At 64.1% G+C, this 24735-nt stretch carries 23 protein-coding genes; 17 read left to right on the top strand and 6 right to left on the bottom strand.

Annotated features, from left to right (window positions below):
- Window positions 1-23 precede the first annotated feature (23 nt).
- From ACVIYL_RS29810 to ACVIYL_RS29830, 5 genes are all read left to right on the top strand, one after another.
- Window positions 24-908, top strand: coding sequence for an alpha/beta fold hydrolase (locus ACVIYL_RS29810; protein ID WP_253608323.1), 885 nt, complete (start codon window positions 24-26; stop codon window positions 906-908).
- A gap of 474 nt (window positions 909-1382) precedes the next feature.
- Window positions 1383-3029, top strand: coding sequence for a phospholipase C (locus tag ACVIYL_RS29815; protein WP_256558989.1), 1647 nt, complete (start codon window positions 1383-1385; stop codon window positions 3027-3029).
- 109 nt (window positions 3030-3138) lie between these two features.
- Window positions 3139-4470, top strand: coding sequence for a cytochrome-c peroxidase (locus ACVIYL_RS29820; protein ID WP_253608325.1), 1332 nt, complete (start codon window positions 3139-3141; stop codon window positions 4468-4470).
- A gap of 63 nt (window positions 4471-4533) precedes the next feature.
- The gene (locus tag ACVIYL_RS29825) at window positions 4534-5319 is read left to right on the top strand and encodes an aldo/keto reductase (protein WP_310880562.1); all 786 of its coding nucleotides are present in this window, start codon (window positions 4534-4536) and stop codon (window positions 5317-5319) included.
- A 205-nt stretch (window positions 5320-5524) separates the two neighbouring features.
- Complete coding sequence (locus ACVIYL_RS29830) at window positions 5525-6433, top strand: hypothetical protein (RefSeq protein WP_253608327.1); 909 nt, start codon at window positions 5525-5527, stop codon at window positions 6431-6433.
- A 193-nt stretch (window positions 6434-6626) separates the two neighbouring features.
- Here the strand turns inward: ACVIYL_RS29830 and ACVIYL_RS29835 are convergent, their stop codons facing one another.
- A complete protein-coding gene (locus ACVIYL_RS29835) occupies window positions 6627-7304 on the bottom strand; it encodes a DUF599 domain-containing protein (RefSeq protein WP_076834541.1) in 678 nt (225 codons plus the stop codon).
- A gap of 119 nt (window positions 7305-7423) precedes the next feature.
- Between ACVIYL_RS29835 and ACVIYL_RS29840 the strand changes: the two genes are divergently transcribed.
- From ACVIYL_RS29840 to ACVIYL_RS29860, 5 genes are all read left to right on the top strand, one after another.
- The gene (locus ACVIYL_RS29840; protein WP_253608328.1) at window positions 7424-8077 is read left to right on the top strand and encodes a glutathione S-transferase family protein; all 654 of its coding nucleotides are present in this window, start codon (window positions 7424-7426) and stop codon (window positions 8075-8077) included.
- A 117-nt stretch (window positions 8078-8194) separates the two neighbouring features.
- Window positions 8195-8563, top strand: a complete 369-nt coding sequence (locus tag ACVIYL_RS29845) for a YidB family protein (protein WP_253608329.1) — start codon at window positions 8195-8197, stop codon at window positions 8561-8563.
- Between the two features lie 217 nt (window positions 8564-8780).
- The gene (locus ACVIYL_RS29850) at window positions 8781-8984 is read left to right on the top strand and encodes a hypothetical protein (protein ID WP_018272021.1); all 204 of its coding nucleotides are present in this window, start codon (window positions 8781-8783) and stop codon (window positions 8982-8984) included.
- Between the two features lie 153 nt (window positions 8985-9137).
- Complete coding sequence (locus tag ACVIYL_RS29855) at window positions 9138-10085, top strand: hypothetical protein (protein WP_253608330.1); 948 nt, start codon at window positions 9138-9140, stop codon at window positions 10083-10085.
- 138 nt (window positions 10086-10223) lie between these two features.
- Window positions 10224-10664 (top strand): DUF1489 family protein, encoded by a 441-nt coding sequence (locus ACVIYL_RS29860; RefSeq protein WP_028336418.1) that lies wholly within the window; start codon window positions 10224-10226, stop codon window positions 10662-10664.
- Between the two features lie 43 nt (window positions 10665-10707).
- On the opposite strand, the gene ACVIYL_RS29865 is transcribed toward ACVIYL_RS29860, so the two are convergent.
- Window positions 10708-11454 carry a hypothetical protein gene (locus ACVIYL_RS29865; RefSeq protein WP_253608331.1) on the bottom strand — a complete coding sequence of 249 codons (747 nt, stop codon included), beginning with the start codon at window positions 11452-11454 and terminating at the stop codon, window positions 10708-10710.
- 141 nt (window positions 11455-11595) lie between these two features.
- The gene (gene panC, locus ACVIYL_RS29870; RefSeq protein WP_028336416.1) at window positions 11596-12447 is read right to left on the bottom strand and encodes a pantoate--beta-alanine ligase; all 852 of its coding nucleotides are present in this window, start codon (window positions 12445-12447) and stop codon (window positions 11596-11598) included.
- Window positions 12448-12727: 280 nt separating this feature from the next.
- Between panC and ACVIYL_RS29875 the strand changes: the two genes are divergently transcribed.
- The 4 genes from ACVIYL_RS29875 to ACVIYL_RS29890 all read left to right on the top strand — a co-directional run bounded on the left by ACVIYL_RS29875 (window position 12728) and on the right by ACVIYL_RS29890 (window position 16617).
- Complete coding sequence (locus tag ACVIYL_RS29875) at window positions 12728-13651, top strand: division plane positioning ATPase MipZ (RefSeq protein WP_057020819.1); 924 nt, start codon at window positions 12728-12730, stop codon at window positions 13649-13651.
- Window positions 13652-14041: 390 nt separating this feature from the next.
- On the top strand, window positions 14042-14983 hold the full coding sequence (locus ACVIYL_RS29880; protein WP_050999547.1) for an alpha/beta hydrolase: 942 nt from the start codon (window positions 14042-14044) through the stop codon (window positions 14981-14983).
- An 89-nt stretch (window positions 14984-15072) separates the two neighbouring features.
- Window positions 15073-15813: a vWA domain-containing protein gene (locus ACVIYL_RS29885; protein ID WP_253608332.1), complete on the top strand. Its 741-nt coding sequence runs from the start codon at window positions 15073-15075 to the stop codon at window positions 15811-15813.
- A gap of 84 nt (window positions 15814-15897) precedes the next feature.
- Window positions 15898-16617 carry a DnaJ domain-containing protein gene (locus ACVIYL_RS29890; protein WP_076834525.1) on the top strand — a complete coding sequence of 240 codons (720 nt, stop codon included), beginning with the start codon at window positions 15898-15900 and terminating at the stop codon, window positions 16615-16617.
- 238 nt (window positions 16618-16855) lie between these two features.
- Here ACVIYL_RS29890 and ACVIYL_RS29895 read toward each other — a convergent pair whose 3' ends face one another.
- The gene (locus ACVIYL_RS29895) at window positions 16856-18649 is read right to left on the bottom strand and encodes a serine hydrolase (RefSeq protein ID WP_253608333.1); all 1794 of its coding nucleotides are present in this window, start codon (window positions 18647-18649) and stop codon (window positions 16856-16858) included.
- A 423-nt stretch (window positions 18650-19072) separates the two neighbouring features.
- Between ACVIYL_RS29895 and ACVIYL_RS29900 the strand changes: the two genes are divergently transcribed.
- Window positions 19073-19411, top strand: a complete 339-nt coding sequence (locus ACVIYL_RS29900; RefSeq protein WP_016844841.1) for a phasin family protein — start codon at window positions 19073-19075, stop codon at window positions 19409-19411.
- A 72-nt stretch (window positions 19412-19483) separates the two neighbouring features.
- Here ACVIYL_RS29900 and ACVIYL_RS29905 read toward each other — a convergent pair whose 3' ends face one another.
- Window positions 19484-21178: a TadE/TadG family type IV pilus assembly protein gene (locus ACVIYL_RS29905; RefSeq protein WP_253608334.1), complete on the bottom strand. Its 1695-nt coding sequence runs from the start codon at window positions 21176-21178 to the stop codon at window positions 19484-19486.
- 344 nt (window positions 21179-21522) lie between these two features.
- A complete protein-coding gene (locus tag ACVIYL_RS29910; RefSeq protein ID WP_176936713.1) occupies window positions 21523-21699 on the bottom strand; it encodes a hypothetical protein in 177 nt (58 codons plus the stop codon).
- Here ACVIYL_RS29910 and clpS point away from each other — a divergent pair.
- Window positions 21692-22024, top strand: a complete 333-nt coding sequence (clpS, locus tag ACVIYL_RS29915; RefSeq protein ID WP_028336409.1) for an ATP-dependent Clp protease adapter ClpS — start codon at window positions 21692-21694, stop codon at window positions 22022-22024. The genes ACVIYL_RS29910 and clpS overlap by 8 nt on opposite strands.
- 259 nt (window positions 22025-22283) lie before the next feature.
- Window positions 22284-24689, top strand: coding sequence for an ATP-dependent Clp protease ATP-binding subunit ClpA (clpA, locus tag ACVIYL_RS29920; protein ID WP_253608335.1), 2406 nt, complete (start codon window positions 22284-22286; stop codon window positions 24687-24689).
- Window positions 24690-24735 lie beyond the last annotated feature (46 nt).

Below are 24735 nucleotides of genomic sequence, written 5' to 3' on the forward strand. Positions count from 1 at the left end.
AGGAGAGAGGGCAGGAGATCAACATGCCCTATGCTGTGACAGACGACGGAGTGCGGCTCTATTTCGAGGAGACCGGATCGGGGCATCCGGTGATCCTGGTTCACGAGTTCGCCGGCGACCTGCGCAGCTACGAGCCGCAGATGCGGCACTTCGGCAAGCGCTTCCGGACCATCGCCTACAATGCGCGCGGCTTTCCGCCGTCGGATGTACCGGAGCAGGTCTCGTCCTATTCGCAGGCGCGCGCCGCTGACGATATCCTGGCCGTGCTCGATCACATCGGCGCGCCGAAGGCGCATATCGTTGGTCTGTCGATGGGCGGCTTTGCGACGCTGCATTTCGGATTACGTCACCCTGATCGGGCGCTGTCGCTATGCATCGGTGGCTGCGGCTACGGCGCCGAGCTCGATAAGCGCGAGACGTTTCGCGCCGAGGCCGACGTGATCGCGGGCATGATCCGCAAGGAGGGCATTCCGACCTTCGCCGAGCGCTACGCCTACGGGCCGACCCGCGTGCAGTACGAGAACAAGGACCCGCGCGGCCATGCCGAGTTCAAGGCCATGCTGGCCGAGCATTCGGCGGTGGGATCGGCCAACACCCAGCAGGGCGTACAGAAGGAGCGCCCTTCGCTCTACACGCTGGTCGACGAGATGAAGCGGATCAAGGTGCCGACGCTGATCATCACCGGCGACGAGGATTGGCCTTGCCTGCTGCCGGGCATCCTGATGAAGCAGAGCATCCCGTCGGCCGCGCTCGCGGTGATGCCGAACTGCGGCCACGCCATCAACATCGAGGAGCCCGACGAATACAACCGGATCGTCGGCGAATTCCTGGCGCAGGTCGAGAGCGGCCGCTGGCCGCAGCGCGATCCGCGCGCGGTCAGTGCTTCGATCACGGGAATGAAGGGGTAGGCTTCACGCCGAGTTGAATCGCGGCCTTCATCCGCCACCAGACCAAGCATCCGCGCTTTTCGGGACACATCCCCGGAAGGCGCGGATTTTTTTCGGGCGTGAGCAAGCCGCGACAGCCGGCGGTGCACAACCTGTTCGCATGATTGCTGACTGCTGCAGTCATCTCCAACGCGATCCGTTCAATTCCATGTCTTGTGACCGAAACCGCGTCCACAGATAGCCGATCGCGTGAGACGGAAGAGGAGGGCGTCTGTCATGCGCGCAAAGATTGGTCCCCCGATATCTGCAACCGATGCGGACATGAGCGCGCATCATCGTTCGTCGCATTCATTCGACCGACACAGCGCTGTCATCGGTGGTGGATAACTTGTCGCAGGTCGACGTCATAAATCCTTAAAAATAAAAAGGGGCACTACGGTGAAAGCCAAATTTCTTTCGACGGTCGGAGTCTGTCTGGTTGCTGCCGCTGCGGTGATGTGCAGCGCCGCCGCTCAGGACGACAACAAGGGCAATAACGGCCACGATCATCATCCGCACGACATCCACACCCAAACGCCGATCAAGCATCTCGTCGTCATCTTCAACGAGAACCGCTCGTTCGATCACTACTTCGCAACCTACCCGGTTGCGACCAACCCGACCGGCTCGATTCCGTTCACGGCGAAGCCGCATACGCCGAAGGTCAACAATCTCGCCAGCGCCAATCTGTTGACCAATAACCCGAACACCAATCCGGCCAACGGCACCGGCGCAACCAATCCGTTCCGCCTCGACCGCACCCAGGCCAACACCAAGTCGCAGAACCACGCCTATACGCCCGAGCAGCAGGCGGTCGACAACGGCAAGGAAGACCTGTTTCCGAAATTCACCGGTCGCGGCACCGCCGGCGGCGTCGGCGCGTTCGGCACCAACGGGCAGGTGATGGGCTATTTCGACGGCAACACCGTCACCGCGTTCTGGAATTACGCCCAGAACTTCGCGATGAGCGACAACAGCTGGACCGACACCTTTGGTCCGTCGACGCCCGGCGCGCTCGAGGTCGTGTCCGGCCAGACCAACGGCGCGCAGAACATCGTCGGCTCGTCATCGTCGATCGCCGACGGCCAGGGCGGCCTGACGCTCATCGGTGATACCGACCCTGCCTACGATGCCTGCTCGAGCACGACGAGCCAGGTCTTGATGACCAGCAAGAACATCGGCGACCTGCTCAATGCCGAGCAGATCAGCTGGGGCAGCTTCATGGGCGGCTTCGACCTGACGCTCAAGAACAGCAACGGCACCACCAACTGCGGCCGCAGCACGTTCTCGAGCAACGTCAACGGCACCGTCGTGGACTACATCCCGCACCACGCCTGGTTCCAGTACTACAAGTCGACCGCGAACCCGACCCATGCGCGACCGAGCTCGGTGAATGCGGTCGGACACTCCTATATGCCCGGCAGCAAGACGCTCGATCCGGCCAATCATGCCTACGATCTCGAGGACTTCTATGCTTCGGTGAAGGCCGGCAACTTCCCGGCCGTCTCCTACATCAAGATGCCGGCCTATCAGGACGGTCATCCTGGCAACTCCGATCCGCTCGATGAGCAGGCCGGCAATGTCGAGCTGATCAACTTCCTGCAGAAGCAGAAGGAGTGGGGCGAGACCGCCGTCATCATCACCTATGACGACTCCGACGGCTGGTACGACCACCAGTACCTTGCACCGATCAGCGCCTCGTATGATCCCACCGCCGACCAGGTCAACGGTCCCGGCCAGTGCGGTCGCGGTATCGGCAGGCAGACGCCGCCGAACGGCCTCAACGGCCAGCCGGTAAACGGCCGCTGCGGTCCCGGTACGCGTGTCCCGTTCCTGGTGATCTCGCCCTTCGCCAAGCGGAATTACGTCAGCCACACCCGCATCTCGCAGGCCTCCGTCGTTCGCTTCATCGAGGACAACTGGCTGCACGGCCAGCGTCTCGGCGGCGGCTCGTTCGACGACAACGTCGAATCGATCGCCGACATGTTCGACTTCGAGCGCGGCCACGGCCAGGACCACGAGTACCGGCAGGACACGCTGTTTCTCGATCCGACCGCCGGCACCGTCATCGTCAGCGCGCCGGACGATCACCATCACCACTAACGCCCTTCGGTTCTGATCCAATCAGAACCGAAGCTCTGCCCTGACGCGTTCTGCTCGCGCGAACTGGTCTCCAGTTCGCGCGAAAACGCTTAACGACACTGGATCTGATATGAATGGCCGCACCTTGTGGCTTCTCGGCGCCGGCCTGCTGTGCATGGCCGGCGCCGTTGCGGCCGTCGAGACGCAGGGACTTCCGGGGACCAATCCGAACCCGGTGCAGCTCAGGCGTCCGCCTGTTGCTCCGCTGTCCGCCATGGCGCAGCTCGGCCAGAAGATTTTTTTCGACGCGTCGCTGTCCTCGTCGGGCGCATTGTCATGCGCGTCCTGTCACAGTCCGGACCACGCCTACGGGCCACCCAATGATGGGCCGGTGATGCTCGGCGGGCCCGCGCAATCCCGGCAAGGGACACGCGCCGTGCCGGGCCTGACCTATCTCGAGCGGCAGCCGAATTTCAGCATCGGGCCGGAAAAGGACGAAGACGACAATGTCGTCGACTTCGCGCAACTGGCCGCGCTCGGCCAGCAGGCTCCGCGCGCCAAGAAGGTCGCGACCGGGACTGCCGCGTCGGCGGTCAACATCGTGCCGCAGGGCGGACTGTTCTGGGACGGCCGCGCCGATACGCTGCAGGACCAGGCGATCTTCCCGCTGCTCGATCCCAACGAGATGGACGGCGGCAGCATCGAAATCGTGGCGCAGAAGCTGCGCCAGGCGAGCTACGCGCCGCGCTTCGCCGAGCTGTTCGGCGCCGGTGTCTTCGACAATACGCGGCTGCTGGTCGCGGAGGCGATGTTTGCCGTCGCGCGCTATCAGGTGGAGGAGCCGAGCTTCCATCCCTACACCAGCAAGTTCGACTACTGGCTGGAGGGCAGGGCGCGATTGAACGAGAGCGAATTGCGCGGCCTGCAATTGTTCAATGATCCGGACAAGGCCAATTGCGGCGGCTGCCATACGTCGCAGCCGACCCGGGACGATCTGCCGCCGCTGTTCACCGATCACCAATATGAGGCGCTCGGTGCGCCGCGCAACGCCGCGCTCGCCGGCAACCGCGATCCCGATCATTTCGATCTCGGGGTCTGCGGTCCGTACCGCACCGACATTGCCGAGCAGACGCAATATTGCGGGATGTTTCTGACGCCGACCTTGCGCAACACGGCAACGCGTCGCGTGTTCTTCCACAACGGTGTCTTCACGAGCCTCGAGCAGGTGCTCGACTTCTATAACTTCCGCGATACCAATCCGGAGAAGGTCTTTCCGCGCAGCGCCGACGGCACGGTGCGCAAGTACGATGACCTGCCGGAGAAATATCACGGCAATGTCGACGTCAGCGATCCGCCGTTCGAGCGCCATCTCGGCGACACGCCCGCGATGACGGCGCAGGACGAGGCCGACATTGTCGCCTTCCTGAAGACGTTGACCGACGGCTACCAGCCGGAGCGGTGAACGTTCCATCGCGGAACCGAACTGCGAGTTGGCAGGGCCTCGTCATGCGCGCATAATGAGCGCATGAATGTCGTCGAAGGCAACGGTGCCAGGATCCCGGCAATCGGGCTCGGCACATGGGAGCTGCGCGGGCGGACCTGCGCCCGCATCGTCGAGCAGGCGTTGCGGCTCGGCTATCGCCACATCGACACCGCCCAGATCTATGACAATGAGCGCGAAGTCGGCGAGGGGCTGCGTGCCTCCGGCATCAAGCGCGACGACGTGTTCGTCACCACCAAGGTCTGGACCACGCATTTCATGGCGAAGGATCTCGAACGGTCGGCGAAGGAGAGCCTGGCGCGGCTGCGCCTAACCGAGGTCGATCTGTTGTTGCTGCACTGGCCCAATGCACAGGTGCCGCTTGCCGAGACGCTCGGCGCGCTGGCGCGGGTCAGGCAGGCGGGCCTGGCGCGGCATATCGGTGTCTCGAATTTCAACGTGGCGCTGATCGAGGAGGCGGTGGCGGCATGTCCCGAGCCGCTGGCGTGCGACCAGGTCGAGTACCATCCCTATCTCGACCAGGCCAATGTGATCGAGGCCTGTCGACGCCACGGCATGGCGTTCGTTGCCTACAGCCCGATCGCGAAGGGACGGGTCAAGGGCGACCGCGCGCTGGCGCGGATCGGCGACCGCTATCGCAAGACCGCTGCCCAGGTCAGCCTGCGCTGGCTGGTGCAGCAGAATGTCTCCGCGATCCCGCGTACCTCGAAGCTCGAACGTCTTCAGGAGAACATCGACATCTTCGATTTCGAACTGTCGGTTGACGACATGCGCGAGATCTCGGCGATCGGGAGCGCTGACGCGCGATGATGAGCCCCGCGATGCATGGGTCTTTGCCTGAGCATCAAGTCTTGGAAAGCATCAAGTTTTGGAAAAATGGCTGGGTCCTGATCCGGATCATGCTAATGCCCCGCTGGCCGATTGCGGCTTTGGACCGAATGGGGATTGAGGCAGGCGGGTTCCGGCCGGTATTGTAGCCCGGCGGGGAGAGACGTCACTGATGTGATCGAGTGGGATGAAGTTTCGGCCAAACGCGGATCTGATGGCGTCGGTGTTCGTGCACCTGATGCTGCTCGCGCTGATTTTCCTTTATTCGGAGGTCCATCAATTCGATCCCGTTGCCGCTGACACGGTGCCGGTCGAGATCGTGACGCCGCAGGAGGTCGCCAAGTCCGAGGTCGAGACCAAGCCCGAACCGGCACCGAGCCCGTCGCCGACGCCCGAGTTGCAGTTGCCGTCGCTCGATAAGCCGGTGGATTCGGCCAAGCCCGAACCATCGGCGCAGGCGCCCGCGCCGCAGAAGCAGCAGGCCGCGCCGCAGCCGCCGGAGAAGCAGGCGACGCCGCCGGCGCCCAAGCCCAGCCCGGCACCGCAACGTGCCGCGGCCGAGCCGCCGCCCACGCCGGCACAGCAAACGCCACCGATGCCCCAGCCAGCGGCGCAGCAACAGGCGGCAGCGTCGCCGCCTGCCTATGCGCAGCCCGAGCCTGATCTTTCGGTCAAATACAACGTCATGCTCGGCCTGCCGCCCGATATCTCCGTGAAACCGCCAGCCAGCGCGCCGTCCGGCCCCGGACCCGGCAAGGACAATTTCGACGCGGCCGCCACCGAGCAGGCCGATGTCGGCTCGAGCGTGGTTGCCGAATTCCGCCGTCACCTGAAGACCTGCCTGAAGCTCCCGCCGACGCTGAGCGCGGGCGACGACGTGAAGATCAAGCTCAGGGTGTTCATGAAGCCTGACGGCAAGCTCGCCGCGTCACCCTTGCTGATCGAAGCCACCGCCTCGGAAAAGGGGCCGCTGTTGCTGAAGAGCGCGACCGATGCGCTGCAGGCCTGCCAGCCCTATGCGATGCTGCCGCGGGATCGCTATGGCGAATGGAAGGTGCTCGACCTCGATTTCAGCCCGCGCGATTTCGCGTCGTAGACCAGGGACGAGCGGCGCACTCGGCCTCGCCCCGCGTGCGGGGAGAGGCCGGATTGCATCGCCAGATGCAATCCGGGTGAGGGGGAGTCTCCGCGAACGCGTCTCTCTCCGTCGATGCGGAAACAGCCCCTCACCCCAACCCTCTCCCCGTAAGAACGGGGAGAGGGAGCGCAGCACGGCCTCGACCGTCGCGTCAGCTTCCCATCGCCTGCCAGGCATTCGAGGCGAACTGCCGGCGCCAGATCACGATCACGACGGCGGCTGTCGTGACGAACAGCACCCAGGGGCTGACGAACCAGCCGAGATAACCGAGGGCGAAGAAAAACGCGCGCTGGCCGCGGTTGAAGTGCCGGCCCGCCGTCTCGAACAGCCGCGTGGTGCGGATCACATGGGCCTCGGCCTCCGGCGTATCGCGCTGGTCGGCCGGCGGCATCGCGCCGAACAGGATCGCCACATAGTTGAACAGGCGATAGGCCCAGGCGAATTTGAAGAAGGTGTAGATGAAGATCAGGATCAGCCCGATGCACTTGACCTCCCACAAAGCGGGCGAGGGCGTGAGGTTGACCGGCAGCGCGCCGAGCACGGCGAGCGCGTCATTGGTGGCACGCAAGAGCGCCAGCCCGCCGCCGATGGCGATCAGGCTGGTGGAGGCAAAGAACGCGGTGCCGTTCTGCAGGCTCGCCATGATCTGCATGTCGACCATCCGTGCGTCGCGGTTGAGCAGATTCCGCACCCAGATCTCGCGATAGACGTGCATCCGCGCCGACAGGCTGTCGCGTCCATACGCGGTGTGCTCCAGCGTGATGGCGTAGACCAGCCATTCCAGCGCAAAGAAGCCGACGGCCAGGATGTCGGTCCAATAGCCGGTCATGTTGCCTTCCTTCGTGAGCGCGCGGCTGACTGTCCGCGCCGGGCCGCATCCGCGTCATGTACAGGTTGAACGCGTGCAATGCACTATGGCAAACTACCGAGGCAACAGGATTCCCGGACATGCTCAAGCTCGTCATCGGCAACAAGAACTATTCGTCATGGTCGATGCGGCCCTGGCTGGCGTTGCGCGCCAACAACATCCCGTTCGAAGAGGTCTTCATTCCGCTCTACACGGACCAGGTCGACAAGGACCGCATCCTATCTTTCAGCAAGGCCGGCAAGGTGCCGACGCTGATCGATGGCGACGTCACGGTGTGGGATTCGCTGGCGATCATCGAATATCTCGCCGAGAGATTTCCCGAGGCGAAGCTCTGGCCTGCGGATCGCGCCGCGCGCGCGCATGCCCGCGCGATCTCGGCGGAGATGCATTCCGGCTTCATGCCGCTGCGCAACGAATGCGGCATGAACCTGCACCGGCCGATCCGCGCCGTTGCGCTCTCCGATGATGCGCGCGCCAACGTGGCGCGGATCCAGGAGATCTGGGCCGAGTGCCATGCGCGCTACGGCAAGCGGGGTCCGTTCCTGTTCGGCGCATTCTCCGCGGCCGATGCGATGTACGCGCCCGTGGTGCATCGCTTCCGCACCTACGCGATCCCGGTGAAGGCCGAAGTGCAGCACTATGTCGATGCCATGATGCAGCTTCCGGCGTTCCAGGAATGGACCCGCGACGGCGTTGCCGAGACGCTGCGGATCGCCCGATTCGAGGATGTCTGACGGTTGCTGCGCTTCCGAATTGTGACAGCGGTCGCAAAGATCGCGGCTTGACGCCGCGGGGCCGAAGGCGTCGAATCCCGGAAGGCTGGTTTTGCAAGTCGTGAAAGGACTTAGACCATGGGCATTCTCGATTCCCTGGAGAATTCGCCGGAGCTGAAAGGCATGCTTGGCCAGCTTGGCGCGGCGGTGATCCCCGTCGTGCTCGGCGAGGTCCTGGGCAATGGCGGGCAGGGCGGCTTGTCCGCGATCGTCGCCAAGCTCGAGCAGGCCGGGCTCGGCGAGCAGGTCAAATCCTGGATCGGTACCGGTAAGAACCTGCCGATCACCGCTGAGCAGCTCCAGCAGGTGCTCGGCAGCGACACGGTCAAGCAGCTCGCCGCCAGGTTCAACATTCCGGTGGACCAGCTGTCCAAGGTGCTCGCCCAACAACTTCCGGCTGCGGTCGACGGCGCGAGCCCGGGCGGCAAGCTGCCGCAGACCGCTTGAGCCGGTGGAATCAGGGTTCCAACCGGGCTCGGTGGGCAATTTCCGGCTGGCACGCAAATTGCTGCCTATCGCCCTGAAAAACCTGCAAAATCGCACCTTCGCTATGCCCCAATCTTGCTGGATTTGGGGAGGTGCGATGTGCTAGCTTGCCGCAGGGTTCTCAAAATGCCGGCCTGAGCTATCGGGACTGTCAGCTCAGCCAGCAATCTCTAAGAAAATGGAGAGGGCGTTGAAGCATAAGTACTCGATTGGCGAGACCGTCTATTTCACGGCCAGCAACGTGGCGCGCCCCGCCGCGAGCGGCACCTATCAAGTGATCCGTCTGCTGCCGACCGACGGTGATGATTGCCAATATCGCATCAAGAGCTCGACCGAAGCTTTCGAACGGGTGGCCAAGGAGAGTCAGCTCGCGCTGTCCTGAAGGAGTTGTGCGCAAGCCGGAGGCTGGAGCGGGTTCCGCGCCGCCGCCGTCAAAAGGCCCTGTTCGCAGAACCATTGTGCTGAAGGTTGGACGTCGGGGTGGCGGCGTTCGCCGTCGCCGATTGTGCTTACGCTGCGTTGAGGGACATCGCGCATGAACTGGGCTTCCTCGCTGGATCAGATCTGGCGCTCACCGACCTTCCCGATGTGGCTGACGCTGGCCGCTGCGGGGTTCTTTGGGATCGTCGTTCTGGTCACGCTGCTGCGTGCGGAAAAATCCGTCGCCAACGGCGCGCTGACCGTGATCACGCTGCTGTCGATCGCGGTTGCGGTCGCCGCGACGATCCGTGGCTTCGGCCCGGGCGGGCAGGCGGCGCCGGCCGAGACACGGACGGCGCAACTGGCCAGCCAGACGGTGCCGGCGCTGGCCTGCGTCGACGACCTCGCCGGAGACGCCGTTCTCAACGCCTGCGAGAAGGTGCTGTTCGGTTCATCGGATACGGCCGCGGCGGCGGTCAGCTACGCGGCGGCGCAGGTCTCGCGCCTGACCGCGCTGGGCGACCTCGCGACCGCCGAGCGCAATTCGACCACCGAGTTGCAGGCGCTGCGCCGCGCCATCGAGCATGACCGCTACGGCCTGGTCGCCTATGCGCTGATGGCGCGCGACCACTGCACGCCGACCGCGTGCCCCGCGTTCCGCTCGCTCGGCGACAACCATCAGATCATCGCCAACATGAACGAGCGGACCTACGAGAACCTGATCACGCGCTACGCAGGGTCGTGGAACGCGCCGGCCGGCGCCCAGGCATCGGCTGCCTCCGGCCTGGTCGCGGCGCTGCCGCAGTCGTTGCCCACCGGCAAGCCGACCAATGCGGAGTTTCCGAGCTCAGCGAACACGCCGCCGGTCAGCATCATGACGCCCGAGCCGGCAAAGCCGGCCGCCGCCGCACCAGCGCCGGCCGCGCGCGCCGCCGCGCCGCCCGCCGCAGCCCCGAAGCGTCCGCCGGCGGCGAAGCGCCCGGTCCAGATCGCGCCGGCCCCGGCCGCGCCGGCGTCGCCTCCTGCCGCCGCCAGCGCACCGGCGGCTGCGAACGAGCAATGAGCGTGATGACGGCGGCTTGAGCCGCCGTCGTTGCGCTGTTCCGGCTTCGTTTGGCTCGAAAAGCGCTCTAGTCCCGATATCCACCGCCGCGGAGAGCGCTCCCTTTTCAAAGCGCTCGCCGGCCGCTACATCCGGCGCATGCCGCTTCATCTCATCAAGCTCGCCGTCGGTTGCGACTCCGTCAAGGAACTCAAGGGCTGGGTTGCCGAACGGATGGCGACCGCGAAGAAAAAGGGCCTGCCGCTCCGTCACGTCCACATCACGCGGATGACGCCGAAGCGCGAGGAGGAGATCCTTGCCGGCGGCTCGCTCTATTGGGTGATCCGCGGCGAGATCGCCGCGCGCGAGAAGATCATCGCCATCGAGCCGTTCCGCGACAAGGACGGCATCGGACGCTGCCGGCTGGTGATGCAGCCCAAGGTGATCGCGGTCTCGCCGCGGCCGATGCGGCCGTTCCAGGGCTGGCGCTACCTGACCGCAGACTCCGCGCCGGCCGATCTCACCAAGTCGAGCGCCGCCAGCGTGGCATCGATGCCCGAGCCGATGCGCCGCGAGTTGCGCGACCTCGGCTTGCTGTAAGCAATCGGGTTGCTCTGAGCAATCGAACGGCAGTGATCCGGGATCACTGGGTCACGAGATGCAGCCGAGCCCATTCTGAGGCCGGGACCTCGACATAACGGCCACCCGCCCTGTCGGCGGTGACGTCGAACAGTTCATGGCCGATCCCCATCTCGCTGAGATATCTCCGGAACTGATCGGTGAAGATTGTGGTAAGGCCTTCGCGGTGCTCGGCAGAGACGTTGGGTGCAAGCCGGTCGTAGATCTGCATCCTTGCGGTCAGGATGACGCGGTTGCCGGGCGGCAGGTTACGATGCACGCCGCCCGCAAGCATCAATACACATGCAAGCTCGCAGGGCACACCGGAGAGCTTTTCCTTCGCATCCAGCGGGCCGCCAGGCCGCTTCAGTGCAAAGCATTCCTCCTCGGGTTTTCCGTTGCATGCCTCGACCTCGGTTGCCGCCACCGCCGCATCGATGCCGCGACCGCGCAGGATGCGACCGAGGCTGGCAGCGACGGTGAGGTCGGAGCCCGGTTTGACATTGATCACCACCGGCAGCTTGCGTCCGTTCTGCCGGTCGAGGATCGCTAGCAGGCGCTTGTAGGTGTCCCATTGCACCGCGCCTTCGGCCGCGATCCAGTCCGAGCAGCCGGGGCCGCAGGCATCAGGCGCACCATGCGCGACGTAGAAGATCATGGCGCCGGGCGCCGAATTGACGCCGCCGACCGGCGGCCGGGTCTGTGCCTGCGCCCCAGCCGCGGCCAGCAGCGCGATGCCAAGAACAATGCCTTGCCTGAAGTAATGGTTCATTCCGATCGCCCTTGAAAGGCGCGATCATCCATGCGTCGCGAGCGTGGCGCAAGCACCCGGCCGCACAGATGAGGCCGAGCCCTCATTACAGGCTCGCATCCTCTCTGCGCATGAACCGTTTCACACTTTTCCGGTCCGGTCTCAGACCGCGATATTGTCGATCAGGCGCGTGCTGCCGAGCTTTGCCGCCACCAGCATCCGCATCGGGCCGTCCTTCAGCGAGCCGATCGGCGCCAGGGAGGCGGCGTGGCGCACTTCGAGATAATCGAGCACGAAGCCGGCCCTGGTGATCGCCGCGGCGCCGTCAGCCATTGCGGTCGCGGTATCCTCGCCGGCGCGCAGGCGGCCGGCCGTTTGCTTCATCACCCGGTGAAGCTCAGGGGCGGCGCGCCGTTCCTCCGGCGAGAGGTAGACGTTGCGTGACGACATCGCGAGACCGTCGCGCTCGCGCACCGTTTTGGATCCGATCACCTTGACCCCGAGGTCGAGGTCCGCGGCCATCTGAGTGACGACCCGGAGCTGCTGAAAGTCCTTCTCGCCAAAGATCGCGACGTCGGGCCGGACCTGGGTGAACAGCTTGCCGACCACGGTGGCGACGCCGCCGAAGAAATGCGGCCGGAAGCGATCCTCGAGCCCGGCGGTGGCCGGCCCCTCCGGCACGATCCTGGTGGCGAAGCCGTCCGGGTACATCGCCTTCACCTCGGGATGCCAGATCAGGTCGACGCCCTCGGCGGCGAGCTTGGCGACGTCGGCTTTCCAGGTGCGCGGATAGGAGCCGAAATCTTCGGTCGGCGCGAACTGGGTCGGGTTGACGAAGATCGAGACGACGACCCGCTTGGCGCGGCGCTTGGCGAGCCGCACCAGCGACACATGGCCGTCATGGAGCGCTCCCATGGTTGGGACCAGCGCGACGGTTGCCTTCTTGGCGCGCAGCGTGTCGACGGCGCGACGAAGGGCGGGGACGGTACGGACGACGGTGGGATTTCTCGGCATCTGGTCTCGGCTCGTGGGGCAATCCGGGTGGGAACGAATCTGGGCGGGACGGGTTGGCGTTCGGCAGGTCACGCAGCTTACCAAGTCCGAACCACGATCGGCAAACCGGCCGATAAGCCTTACACGATCTCGAACGTGCGCGGATCAAAGCCGCCGATCGACGCAGCAGTCTTGCTTGATCGATTCATCAGCACGGCCGCAATCGATTTCCTGTCGCAGCGATGCATTTCACTTGACCGCAGCGGCGCTCGCTTTGAAGATCATTGCGGGGATTTGAATCATGTTGGTGCAGGCTCGTCAGGGTCAATCCGGCTCCGCACATGTCATCGTGCTGGGCAACGAGAAGGGTGGATCGGGAAAGTCGACCACCGCCCTGCATATCGCCGTCGCGCTGCTGAAGGCCGGGCAACGCGTCGCCAGCATCGATCTCGACTGCCGCCAGCAGAGCTTCACCCGCTACATCAGCAATCGCCAGGCCTGGGCGCGACGCACCGGGCTCGACCTCGAGCTCCCGGCACACCACTGCATCAAGTACGGCGAGACGATGCAGATCGAGGAGAACGAGAACGCGGAATTCCAGCAGTTCATGGCCGCTGTGAGCGCGGTGGAACGCGCCTGCGATTTCATCGTCATCGATACCCCGGGCGCGGACAGCTACCTGATGCGGCTCGCGCATTCGATGGCCGACACTTTGGTGACCCCGATCAACGACAGCTTCCTCGATTTCGACGTGCTCGGCACCGTCGATCCCGCGACCTATGCGGTGACCGGCGAGAGCCATTATGCGGAGATGGTGCGCGACACCAGACGCAAGCGCCGCCAGCTCGATGGCGCCTCGACCGACTGGATCGTGGTGCGCAACCGGCTCTCGATGCTCGGCTCGCGCAACAAGCAGCTGGTGGCCGACGGCTTGAAACAGCTCTCGCTGCGGCTCGGGTTCCGTGCGGTCGACGGCTTTGCCGAGCGGGTGGTCTATCGCGAATTCTTCCCGCGCGGGCTGACGGCGCTCGACGACATCGACGAGGCGACGCTCGGCACCCGCCCGAGCCTCGGTCACGTCACCGCCCGCGAGGAGGTGATGAGCCTGCTGCGCCAGCTCAAGCTGCCGCTCGACGAGCGCGGCCGCCGCAGGGCCGCCAACCGGGCCGAATGGTTCAGCCAGGTCGACAAGCCGCTGGAAGTCGACGACATCATCGGCAGCTAGACCGCCGGGCACTCCTTCTGGCAGGTTCCAGGGCGTCGGGCGTCCAGGAAGTGACTATCGTCACTTCCTGGCCCGTCCAGAAGTACGGTAGTCTTGCGGGGTTTTCGGCCACTCCGTCGCCAATATGCCGGAACAAAGCTGGCCAGATCCGGTTTTCCCAAGCCAGCCGCGTTTCCGCTCCCCGTCGGTTGGTCTTGAGGTATTATCGTGCCGCAGAGCCATGGCGCCAGAAGCGAATGCACAAAGGTTGTGTGCACCGCACAATGAACGTGCTGCGAAGTCCCAACTTTTAGACTTCCTGTCACAGCGCTGTGACATATATTCTCAAAAGGAGGCCGAAGAGTCTCCGGCCAAGAATAGCCCTGAAAAGGCGGGCACCTCGAGGACGTCATGAAGCGTGGAATTCTCGTTCTGCTTTCTCTCTCCGTGGTGATCACGGCGGCCTATTTCACCGCGAGCAAGTGGGCGATCCGTCACGAAACTCTCATGTTCAAGGACCCGACGCGCGATGAGCGGCCGGTCGCGGTCGACGTTGCCGTGCGCTTCGACAAGGAGATGCAGGCCGACGCTGGCATGATCACGCTGCCGGTTGCGATCCTCAATCATGGCAATACCGTCAAATTCACCGAATATTCCTTCCTCGCGAACGTGTTCGCGGCGCGCGGCTATCTGACCATCAGCATTCAGAACGACCTGCCGTCGGACGGACCGATGGTGACCAAGGTCGGTGAGCTCTATGTCGGCCGCCTGCCGCAGTACCAGCGCGGCATCACCAACATCAAGTTCGCGATCGAGGAGATGAAGAAGCGCCAGCCGAACGCGGACTACAGCAAGCTGACGATGGTCGGCCATTCCAATGGCGGCGACATCGCGATGTATTTCGCCAAGCAGTATCCGGACGAGATCAAGAAGGTGGTGACGCTGGACAATCTGCGCGTGCCGTTCATGACCGACGGCAAGTTCAAGATCCTGTCATTCCGTTCGCATGACTCGCAGTTCAAGCCGGATCCGGGTGTCGTTCCCGATGCCGACGAATGCGAGAAGGCCGGCATCACCGTGGTGAACACCAACTTCCAGCACAACGACATGCGTGACACCGGGCCCGAGAAGGCCAAGGACTCGATCCAGGCCATGCTCGATAAATTCCTCGCCGACACCGACAGCGCTGTCGCGCCGGTCGACACCAGGAATGCGCCGCCGAAGATTCTGGAGCCCGGTCCCGTCTCGCTCTACGTGCCGGTCGAGAAACCTCAGACCTTGACCGATAAGCTCAAGAAGTCGCTCTCGCTGACCAAGACCGAGACGAAGAAGGATCCGTCGGTCACGAATTGACCGGGCGGCCCGCGATCGAGGCTCGCCGGTCAAGTTGACCAATCCACTGCCGCGGCCCACATAGTGTTTGCTGTACGAGGCAAGCGCTGATGGCCGGCAAGACGATCAAACCGACATCCGGAAGCGATGTACGCCCGGCCCATGCGCCTGGCGTGCCGGCATCCAGCGCGAACGACATCGCGGCATTCGTCGCCAAGGCGCGGGCGATGTCGCCGCATCGCGCCGGCGCCCACGGCAGGCTGGTGTTCGCGCTCGACGCCACGATGAGCCGGCAGCCGACATGGGACATGGCGTGCGCGCTGCAGGCGGACATGTTCCGCGAGGCCGGCGCGCTCGGCAGTCTCGATATCCGCCTCGTCTATTATCGCGGCTTCAATGAATGCCGTGCGTCGGGCTGGATCTCCGACAGCGCGCAGCTCGCGCGGCTGATGAGCAAGATCGATTGCCAGGGCGGCAACACCCAGATCGGCAAGGTGCTGTCCGAGACGCGTCGCGAAGCGGTCGAGGCAGGGGTGCGCGCCTTGGTGTTCGTCGGCGACGCGATGGAGGAGAGCGCCGACGATCTCTGCGCCAAAGCCGGTGAGCTCGGCCTGCTCAAGGTGCCGGTCTTCATGTTCCAGGAGGGCAGGGATGCGACCGCCGAGCAAACGTTTCGCGAGATCGCGCGACTGACCGGCGGCGCCTGGTGCAGGTTCGATCCCGGCGCGGCCGCCCAGCTCCGCGAATTGCTGCGTGCCGCCGCAGCCTATGCCGCCGGCGGCCGCGAGGCGCTGCTGCAACTGGCGAAGACGACGAGCGGCGCGGCGAAGCTGATCGGCCAGATGAAATAGCGCCGCGTCGCGTCAGGCTCCGCCTGATGCCGGTGAGACGAAGCTTCGCATGCTTTTTGCCGCCGGGCCGCCTATATTCCCGACATGCCAACGCTGATCGCCGGCGTCATCGCCGTTGTCGTCCTTTATTCCGCGCTGCAGATGTTCCGTGCGGCCAATCCCGCCGTGCTTGCGCGCGCGATCAAGATCGGCGGCGGGGTGCTCGCGCTGGCGGTCGCGGCCTTTACCGGCGTGCGGGGCGAACTGGCGGTGGCAATTCCGCTCGGCATTTTCGGCGCCGGACTGCTCGGCTGGTCGCCGTTCGGAAGCACCGGATTTCCCAATCTCGGCGGTATGTTCGGCGGTTCGCGCAGCCAGGGACAAAGCTCGCGGGTGCGCTCGCAATATCTCGATATGACCCTCGATCACGGCAGCGGCGTGCTCAGGGGCCAGATCGTGGCCGGACCGCAGGCCGGCCGCATGCTCGATGAGTTCGACCTGTCGCAGCTATTGGCGATGGTCCCGAGCTTCGACGCCGAGAGCGTCGCGCTACTTGAAAGCTATCTGGACCGCCGCTTTCCCGCCTGGCGTCAGGACGCACAGGGCGACCGGGCACGGGGGCAGGGCCGTGCGGCGTCGGGCGGCAAAATGACGAACGAGGAGGCCTATCAGATCCTTGGCCTGCAGCCGGGAGCGACGCGCGACGACATCAGCCGGGCTCACCGTACCCTGATGAAGAAACTCCATCCCGACCAGGGGGGCTCGACGTACCTCGCGGCCCGTGTGAACGAGGCCAAGGACACTCTGCTTCGCACGCATCTCTAACTCCGGCTACGCTACCAACGCCACAGCCGAGAGCTGCCTTCCGTTTCTGATTGATGCCCCGTTGGCCCGCCGCTGTCCGGCGTGGCCGATCGCTCTTTCGGGAAAACTTAACCGTAAAATCTTGACGAGAAGTTTCATGGTTGCGCCGCGCGCGGCCGGCCGGCTGTTTTCGCGGCGGCAAAAACAAAACGGCCGGCGCTCGCGGCGCCGGCCGTTTGAAATCAGCAGACGCTGACGATCAGTTGCGAACGGTGATGCAGGAGATCTCGGCGCGCTTCAGCGTCTTGCAAGCCGCCTCGGCCTGATCGCGCTCGAGGCCGGCAAAGCGGGCGCGATAGAGCTTGCGATTATCCTTGGCGACCACCTCGGTGAACGGATCCGCCTTGCTGAGCAGGCCGCGAGCGGAGCTGCGCGCCAGGTCGATGCGCTTGTTGGCCTCGCCCTCGGACTCCAGCGCGCCAACCTGGATGATCCAGCCGGTATGCGCGGCGCTCGGCTTGGCCGCGCTGGTCGGCGGGGCGGCCTGCACGCTGCGGGTTGCAGGTTCGATCGACGCCACGGCCTGCGGCGCCGGGGTAGCGGGCGCATGGACGGCCGAGGCCGGCAGCACGCCGAGGATGCCGTTGCCGGTGCCGAAATTGGCCGGCTGCGGCGGCATTTCCGGCCTCGAGGTCTCGGCGGCCCGCGCCATCATCGCATTGGAGGTCTCGGGGACCTCGCCGCGCGAGGGGATCGTGTTGGTGATCGGAGGCGCGGACTGCGCGGGGCCGGCCGCGGCGAGCTTGATCTGGCCGGCCTTGACCTGCACCGTCTTCACCTTGACCGGCTTCATCGGTTCAGCCGAGCCGGGGATCGCGGCGATCGGCTGGGTCTGGATCACGCCTGAGGTCAGCGGCGCCGGCTCGGGCTTGGCCTGCGGCTCCGGCTTGGCCGGAAGCGGCGGCAGCGCGGCAGCGGCCGCCGCCATCAGCGAGGGCTTGCTGGCCGGGCGCGGCGCCTGGATCGCGGCAGCTGCAGAGGCGGGCTCCGATGCCGCGACCGGCGAAGTGTCCGGCGCACGCGCATTATCCGCGTCGGCGACCTCGACATTGGCGTCGGCCGGATTGCGTTCGGTGATCGCTGCGGCAGTGCGGGTGGTCGCGGCCTTCGCGACGTTCTCGGCGAGCAGGTTGCGCATGATGGCGTCACGCGAGCCGCCGCTGCGGCCGCCAAGCACCACGCCGACCAGGAAGCGATTGCCGCGGCGCATCGAGGTCACGAGGTTGAAGCCGGACGCGCGGGTGTAGCCGGTCTTGATACCGTCAACGCCCTCGACGTTGCCGAGCAGATGGTTGTGGTTGCGGATCGATTGGCCGCGGAAGTTAAACACCGAGGTCGAGAAGTAGCGGTAATAGCGCGGGAAGCGGTCCTGGATCGCGCGGCCGAGGGTCGATTGATCGCGCGCCGTCGTCACCTGCTCATCGTTGGGCAGGCCGGAGGCGTTGCGATAAACGGTCCGGCTCATGCCGAGCGCGCGGGCCTTGCGGGTCATCATCCGGGCGAAATCGTCTTCGCTGCCGCCGATCGCCTCGGCGATCACGACCGCGGCGTCATTGGCGGAGCGGGTGACCAGGCCCTTGATGGCGTCTTCGACCTTGATGGTCGAGCCGGGCCGCAGGCCGAGCTTGGTCGGGTCCTGTTCGGAGGCGTGCTCGGACACCGGCATTTCGGTGTCGAGCTTCATCTTTCCGGAATCGAGGCGCTCGAACAGCAGATAGAGCGTCATGATCTTGGTCAGCGAGGCGGGGTGGCGCAGGCCGTCGGGACTGGTGGCGGTCAGCACCGAACCGGTGTTGCCGTCGACGATGATCGACGCGAATTGCGGGCTGTAGCTCTCGCGCGCTTCCTGGCTGTGGTGGTGACGGGCGTAGTGGCGCCGGTGACGGCGCGCCTCGGCGCTATCACTCGTGATCAGGATCGCCGTCGTGACGGTCACGAGCCCAAGAACGCCAACTCGCAGCGCCCGCGAGGAGGCCAAGGTTGTTCGAAGCATCTACTTCCCCGTCCCAATTTCTATCTAGATCACTGGCTCGTGAGGCGAAATTGTGCCCAGCGGCCATCGATCCTTGCCTGCGCAACAAACCACTTCGGGCAGAACCATCGGCCCACGTGGCGGCTCAGGTCGCTCTTCTAGCTAAGGTGTTGTTCACAAACAGCTTTCGAGGCTGTCTGTCGGAAGGCGAACAAAGTCCGGGAATCAGGTTAGGCGGACCGAGTTTCCAAAAGATTAAGCAACCGTTGCGTAGTCCCCCGGGGTTTATCGCGAATGCCGGAGATTCGGGGCTGTGTGATTGTGCGATGCACAATATTCATTGACTCTATTGTGCGATGCGATATGGCTATCGGCGTCAGGGGGCCGGGAGCTTCCCGGCAATGGGAATTTGCGCCTTCAAGTCTGGGAAAAGGAATTCCATCCATGGTCAAGATCGAAGACATTCAGAACTACGGCAAAGAGCATTTCGAGTCGGTCACCGCGTCGGCGAACAACCTGCAGAGCGGCGTTCAGGCCATCGCTACCGCCTATGGCGACTATGCCAAGAAGTCCTTTGAGGACACCAAGTCGTTCGTCGAGAAGCTGTCGGGCGTGAAGTCGCTGGACAAGGCGCTCGAGGCGCAGACCGAGTACCTGCGCTCGTCCTACGAGACCTTCGTTGCGGAATCGCAGAAGATCGCCGGGCTGTACAGCGACTGCGCCAAGCAGACCTTCAAGCCCTATGAGGGCCTGGTCTCCAAGTTCGCGCCCGCCGCTCAGTAAGCGCAGCGGACCAAGACAAGCGAAAAGCCCGGCCGTTTGGCCGGGCTTTTTTGTTGTGCCTGAGGTGGGCGACTATTTGGCCAGCCGCAGCTTCGAGATCTGCGTGAGAATATTCTGAAAGGCGTCAGCCGTCTGACCGGCTGACGTGATCATCTGGAAGTTGCCGTCGGTCGCGCAATCCTGCAGCACCTGCGATTTCGGGTCCGCGTTGTTGATGTTCACCTGAATCGTGAAGATTGTGATGCTGCTGGTCGGATCGGCCTTGACGTTCGAACACAGCAACTCTTGCCGAGTGTCAATGTCCGACTGGGTCGTGCTCCACCGGTTTTGGGTGTTCAGTCCGTCGGACAGCAGGACGATATAGTCCTTGTATGCGTAGTTGCTCTCTTTCGGCGGTGCCGTGATCGGCGGGTTTGCGGTGTTCAGCGACAGCCATCCCCACGCCAGCCCCACCGCCTGATTGGTGTTGCCGCTTGGATACATATTGTCGATCTGGGTTTTGAGCGTGCTCCACTGGTTGCTCATTGGCGTCACCGTGCCGGGAAGACAATCCGCGAACTGCTCGGCATAGAACTGCGTGGACGGCGTCCCGCTGCCGGAGGAGGGGCCCGTATTCTTCGTATCGTAGTCCTGATCGCGATCGTTCACGCAGCCGGTCCACGTGCTGTGGCTGGGTGCGGCTGCCGCGGTCGCGGTGGTACCGTCGCCGCGCCAGAGGTGAGAATACGTCGTCGGCGTGCTGCAGACTCTGCTGCTGCCGCTCCCGGAGCAGGTGCAATTGCTGGTCGAGCCGCAGCTTGCGCCGGAGCCGGAAGCCACGGTCGTGCCCGGCACGGTAACAGTCGTGTAGCACCCGTTGTAGTAGATGCTGGTCTTGCCGGGTAGCTTTCTGCCGCTGTCCATGCTGGGGCAGATGTAACCTGCATACGTGCCGCTCGAGGGGATTGTGCTCGTGCTTCGGGCACCGCTCACGGTCGCTGGCCGGTCCGTGCACGTAAAGCCGTGCGTCTTGTTCGTGAACGGGCAATCCGATCCTGCTTGGATCGTGTTCCAGCCGCTCGGATAGTTGTTCTTGAGAATCGGCGGCTCACCCTCCCACTCCGTCCAATTCAACCAAGACTGGTTCAGATTCGACGGATCAACATTCACATCCTTCGAGAACGGAATGATCGAAATATAAACATCGCCGGTCTGCTTGTTGTACGTCGACAGCGTATCGATCATGCTTTTGGCAGCGGATTGGAGTGCTGCCATCTTGCCGTTCTGGGCCATTGATCCGGTGTTATCGAGCACCATCGCGACACGCATACGGGTGTTGCCCCATGTGGTGGTCGTCGAGCTTTTGAAACCCAGCGTCGGAAAACCGGCCAGCTGCATGAAATCGGATTTGATGTGGCCGGATCCGCCCAGCAGAATGTTGGCCGCCGCGCCAGAGGTCGGGGTGGTATAGTTGGCCGTGACGGAAATGCCCTGGCCGTCCTTGTTGGTGTAAAGCGCCGTGAAATAGGTCTGCGCCTTGCTCGGGATGTCCGCGGCCGTGATGTTGCCCATGGTCAGATCCTTGGACAGCATCAGCGCGGTCGAATCGAGCGCCGCCTGCATCGCGGAGCGGGCGTTGTTGGCGCGGGTATAGTCGATCGCGGCTCCCACGAAAGCGAGGAGCGGCAGCATTGCGAAGGTGAAGATCACCGCGACATTGCCGTTATTTGCCCTGGAGAACCGGCGAGCAACCGCACAGACGCGATCGGAAATGGCTGAACCAAGCATGGCACTCTCGTCGAAATGGATTGCGGTGGCATCTCGACCGGCGCCGCTAAACAGATGGTGAATCGGGCGCGGGAAACCCGGCAGGGTGGCGCGGGGGAGGCTCAAAAGCCGGGCAAAAGCGCTCGCTATCCTCAATGACGTCTAAATTGGCGGCCCGGCTCCTTTGTCAAATCGGGCAGAAATGATTAACCTTCGAGGGTTGCCGCGCCGGGAATCGGACCGGTGGGCCGCGCCGGGTCTGCGCTTGCGGCAGGGCCTCGCGAGGCCCATATTCGGGAAGTCGATCCGGCCGCCGGATCGGACCGGGAGCGGCAATCTGGAAAGCATTGCTGGGGGTTCCGCGATCAGTCTTGCGGCAATCGCGACCACCATCCAATTGCCATCCGGTTTCCCGCCATCCGGCTTCCCTTGGGGAATTCGAACGCCTGAGCCATGTTGCGATCCACGTTGACAGTCCCGATTTCCGAGCCGGTTTCGTCGATGCCGGCGGTGGCCGCCGCGCCGGCGCCGAAAATGAACAATGACGACAACCGCAATGGGGCGGGCAGCGGCCCGTCGACCTCGGTCATCACCAAGGTCAAGCCGAAGACCAAGCGGCCGAACCTGTACCGCGTCCTGATCCTGAACGACGACTACACGCCGATGGAGTTCGTCGTTCATGTGCTGGAACGATTCTTCAACAAGGACGCCGAGGCGGCGACCAAGATCATGCTGCACGTTCATCACCACGGGATCGGCGAGTGCGGCGTTTTTACCTACGAGATCGCCGAGACCAAGGTGACGCAAGTCATGGACTTCGCGCGCAAGCACCAGCATCCACTGCAGTGCGTGATGGAAAAGAAATAGGTCGCTGGAACGACTGACCCGCCGCGAGGCGCGGAACGGGTCTTGCATCGCGGTTTTTGATGGTGGTGAACGGCGTTCCCGTACGATCACGGGCGTCGCCGCGCGACGCCCCGATGCCCCGAATTTAGAAGAAAACCATCATCGCGGGACCGGTCTTTCGCCACGATCCGTCGTAACTATATCAAAGGCGATCACGAAGGTTGTTATTGCCTGACCCGGTAATGGCGATCATGATGGCAGGGGGCCATAGAGGACGCGAATGCCAACTTTTTCCCAAAGCCTTGAACAATCGCTGCACCGTGCGTTGGCGATCGCAAACGAGCGCCACCATCAATACGCGACGCTCGAACATCTGCTGCTGTCGCTGATCGATGACTCGGATGCGGCGGCTGTGATGCGGGCCTGCAGCGTCGATCTCGACAAGCTCAGGACCAGCCTCGTTAATTATCTCGAGACCGAATTCGAAAACCTGGTGACTGACGGCGCCGATGACGCGAAGCCGACCGCCGGGTTCCAGCGCGTGATCCAGCGCGCAGTGATTCATGTCCAGTCGTCCGGTCGCGAGGAAGTGACCGGCGCCAACGTCCTGATCGCGATCTTCGCCGAGCGCGAGAGCCATGCCGCGTACTTCCTGCAGGAGCAGGACATGACGCGCTACGACGCCGTCAACTACATCAGCCACGGCATCGCCAAGCGGCCCGGCGTGTCCGAGGCGCGGCCGGTGCGCGGCGTCGACGAGGAAACCGAGGCCAAGGGCAACGAGGACGCCAAGAAGAAGGGCGAGGCGCTCGAGACCTACTGCGTCAACCTCAACAAGAAGGCGCGCGACGGCAAGATCGATCCGGTGATCGGCCGCAATGCCGAGATCAACCGTGCGATCCAGGTGCTGTGCCGCCGCCAGAAGAACAACCCGCTGTTCGTCGGCGAAGCCGGCGTCGGCAAGACCGCGATTGCCGAAGGCCTCGCCAAGCGCATCGTCGACAGCGATGTGCCGGAAGTGCTGGCGGCCGCGACCGTGTTCTCGCTCGACATGGGCACGCTGCTTGCGGGCACCCGCTACCGTGGCGATTTCGAGGAGCGGCTCAAGCAGGTCCTGAAGGAGCTGGAGGCGCATCCGAACGCCATCCTGTTCATCGACGAGATCCACACCGTGATCGGCGCCGGCGCCACCTCCGGCGGCGCGATGGATGCGTCCAATCTGCTGAAGCCCGCGCTGGCTTCGGGCACGATCCGCTGCATGGGCTCGACCACCTACAAGGAATACCGTCAGCACTTCGAGAAGGACCGCGCGCTGGTGCGGCGCTTCCAGAAGATCGACGTCAACGAGCCGACGGTGGAAGACGCAATCGCGATCCTCAAGGGCCTGAAGCCCTATTTCGAGGATTACCATCGGCTGAAATACACCAATGAGGCGATCGAGGCGGCGGTGCAGCTGTCGTCGCGCTACATCCACGACCGCAAGCTGCCCGACAAGGCGATCGACGTGATCGACGAGTCCGGCGCGGCGCAGATGCTGGTCGCCGAGAGCAAGCGCAAGAAGACGATCGGCATCAAGGAGATCGAGACCACGATCGCGACCATGGCGCGGATCCCGCCGAAGAGCGTGTCGAAGGACGATGCCGAGGTGCTGAAGCATCTCGAGCAGACCTTGAAGCGCACGGTGTTCGGTCAGGACAAGGCGATCGAGTCGCTGGCGGCGTCGATCAAGCTGGCGCGAGCCGGCCTGCGCGAGCCGGAGAAGCCGATCGGCAGCTATTTGTTCTCGGGTCCGACCGGCGTCGGCAAGACCGAGGTGGCGAAGCAACTGGCGGCGTCGCTCGGTGTCGAGCTGCTGCGCTTCGACATGTCCGAATACATGGAGCGGCACACCGTGTCGCGCCTGATCGGCGCACCTCCCGGCTATGTCGGTTTCGACCAGGGCGGCCTGCTCACCGATGGCGTGGACCAGCATCCGCATTGCGTCGTGCTGCTCGACGAAATCGAGAAGGCGCACCCGGATCTCTACAACGTGCTGCTGCAGATCATGGATCATGGCCGGCTCACCGACCACAACGGCAAGCAGGTCAACTTCCGCAACGTGATCCTGATCATGACCACGAATGCCGGCGCGGCCGATCTTGCGCGGCAGGCCTTCGGCTTCACCCGCTCGAAGCGGGAAGGCGACGATCACGAGGCGATCAATCGCCAGTTCGCGCCGGAGTTCCGCAACCGGCTGGATGCGATCGTCTCCTTCGCGCACCTCAATGCCGAGGTGATCGGCATGGTGGTCGAGAAGTTCGTGCTGCAACTCGAGGCGCAACTCGCCGACCGCGACGTCACGATCGAGCTGTCCGAGCCTGCAAAGGCCTGGCTGATCGAGCACGGCTATGACGAGCAGATGGGCGCACGTCCGATGGCGCGCATCATCCAGGAACACATCAAGAAGCCGCTCGCGGATGAGGTGCTGTTCGGTCAGCTCAAGGGCGGCGGACACGTCCGCGTCATCCTGGTCAAGGACGAGGCGACTGCCAAGGACAAGATCGGCTTCGAATATGTCGAGGGCCCGGTCACGCCGAAGCCCGAGAACCTGCCGCCGCGCAAGCGCAAGCCGCCGAAGGGCGGTCCCAACGGCGGCGGAGGCGGCACCAAGGGGCCGGCCTCAAAGGGGCCGATGGTCAAGGTCTGAGGCGCGAGCGAACAACCAAACGAAAAGGCCGGCTGAACAGCCGGCC

The sequence above is a fragment of the Bradyrhizobium sp. USDA 3315 genome (genome assembly GCF_054056795.1).

Bases quoted from the DNA above. Each gene is read 5' to 3' on its own strand.
- ACVIYL_RS29830 (WP_253608327.1), top strand. From the start codon at position 5,525: ATGAAGTTTCGGCCAAACGCGGATCTGATGGCGTCGGTGTTCGTGCAC.
- ACVIYL_RS29865 (WP_253608331.1), bottom strand. From the start codon at position 11,454: ATGAACCATTACTTCAGGCAAGGCATTGTTCTTGGCATCGCGCTGCTG.
- ACVIYL_RS29840 (WP_253608328.1), top strand. From the start codon at position 7,424: ATGCTCAAGCTCGTCATCGGCAACAAGAACTATTCGTCATGGTCGATG.
- ACVIYL_RS29850 (WP_018272021.1), top strand. From the start codon at position 8,781: ATGGAGAGGGCGTTGAAGCATAAGTACTCGATTGGCGAGACCGTCTAT.
- panC (WP_028336416.1), bottom strand. From the start codon at position 12,447: ATGCCGAGAAATCCCACCGTCGTCCGTACCGTCCCCGCCCTTCGTCGC.
- ACVIYL_RS29815 (WP_256558989.1), top strand. From the start codon at position 1,383: ATGTGCAGCGCCGCCGCTCAGGACGACAACAAGGGCAATAACGGCCAC.
- ACVIYL_RS29855 (WP_253608330.1), top strand. From the start codon at position 9,138: ATGAACTGGGCTTCCTCGCTGGATCAGATCTGGCGCTCACCGACCTTC.
- ACVIYL_RS29895 (WP_253608333.1), bottom strand. From the start codon at position 18,649: ATGCTTCGAACAACCTTGGCCTCCTCGCGGGCGCTGCGAGTTGGCGTT.
- clpS (WP_028336409.1), top strand. From the start codon at position 21,692: ATGAACAATGACGACAACCGCAATGGGGCGGGCAGCGGCCCGTCGACC.
- ACVIYL_RS29875 (WP_057020819.1), top strand. From the start codon at position 12,728: ATGTTGGTGCAGGCTCGTCAGGGTCAATCCGGCTCCGCACATGTCATC.
- ACVIYL_RS29820 (WP_253608325.1), top strand. From the start codon at position 3,139: ATGAATGGCCGCACCTTGTGGCTTCTCGGCGCCGGCCTGCTGTGCATG.
- ACVIYL_RS29890 (WP_076834525.1), top strand. From the start codon at position 15,898: ATGCCAACGCTGATCGCCGGCGTCATCGCCGTTGTCGTCCTTTATTCC.
- ACVIYL_RS29860 (WP_028336418.1), top strand. From the start codon at position 10,224: ATGCCGCTTCATCTCATCAAGCTCGCCGTCGGTTGCGACTCCGTCAAG.
- ACVIYL_RS29885 (WP_253608332.1), top strand. From the start codon at position 15,073: ATGGCCGGCAAGACGATCAAACCGACATCCGGAAGCGATGTACGCCCG.
- ACVIYL_RS29900 (WP_016844841.1), top strand. From the start codon at position 19,073: ATGGTCAAGATCGAAGACATTCAGAACTACGGCAAAGAGCATTTCGAG.
- ACVIYL_RS29905 (WP_253608334.1), bottom strand. From the start codon at position 21,178: ATGCTTGGTTCAGCCATTTCCGATCGCGTCTGTGCGGTTGCTCGCCGG.
- ACVIYL_RS29880 (WP_050999547.1), top strand. From the start codon at position 14,042: ATGAAGCGTGGAATTCTCGTTCTGCTTTCTCTCTCCGTGGTGATCACG.
- ACVIYL_RS29835 (WP_076834541.1), bottom strand. From the start codon at position 7,304: ATGACCGGCTATTGGACCGACATCCTGGCCGTCGGCTTCTTTGCGCTG.
- ACVIYL_RS29845 (WP_253608329.1), top strand. From the start codon at position 8,195: ATGGGCATTCTCGATTCCCTGGAGAATTCGCCGGAGCTGAAAGGCATG.
- ACVIYL_RS29810 (WP_253608323.1), top strand. From the start codon at position 24: ATGCCCTATGCTGTGACAGACGACGGAGTGCGGCTCTATTTCGAGGAG.
- clpA (WP_253608335.1), top strand. From the start codon at position 22,284: ATGCCAACTTTTTCCCAAAGCCTTGAACAATCGCTGCACCGTGCGTTG.
- ACVIYL_RS29825 (WP_310880562.1), top strand. From the start codon at position 4,534: ATGAATGTCGTCGAAGGCAACGGTGCCAGGATCCCGGCAATCGGGCTC.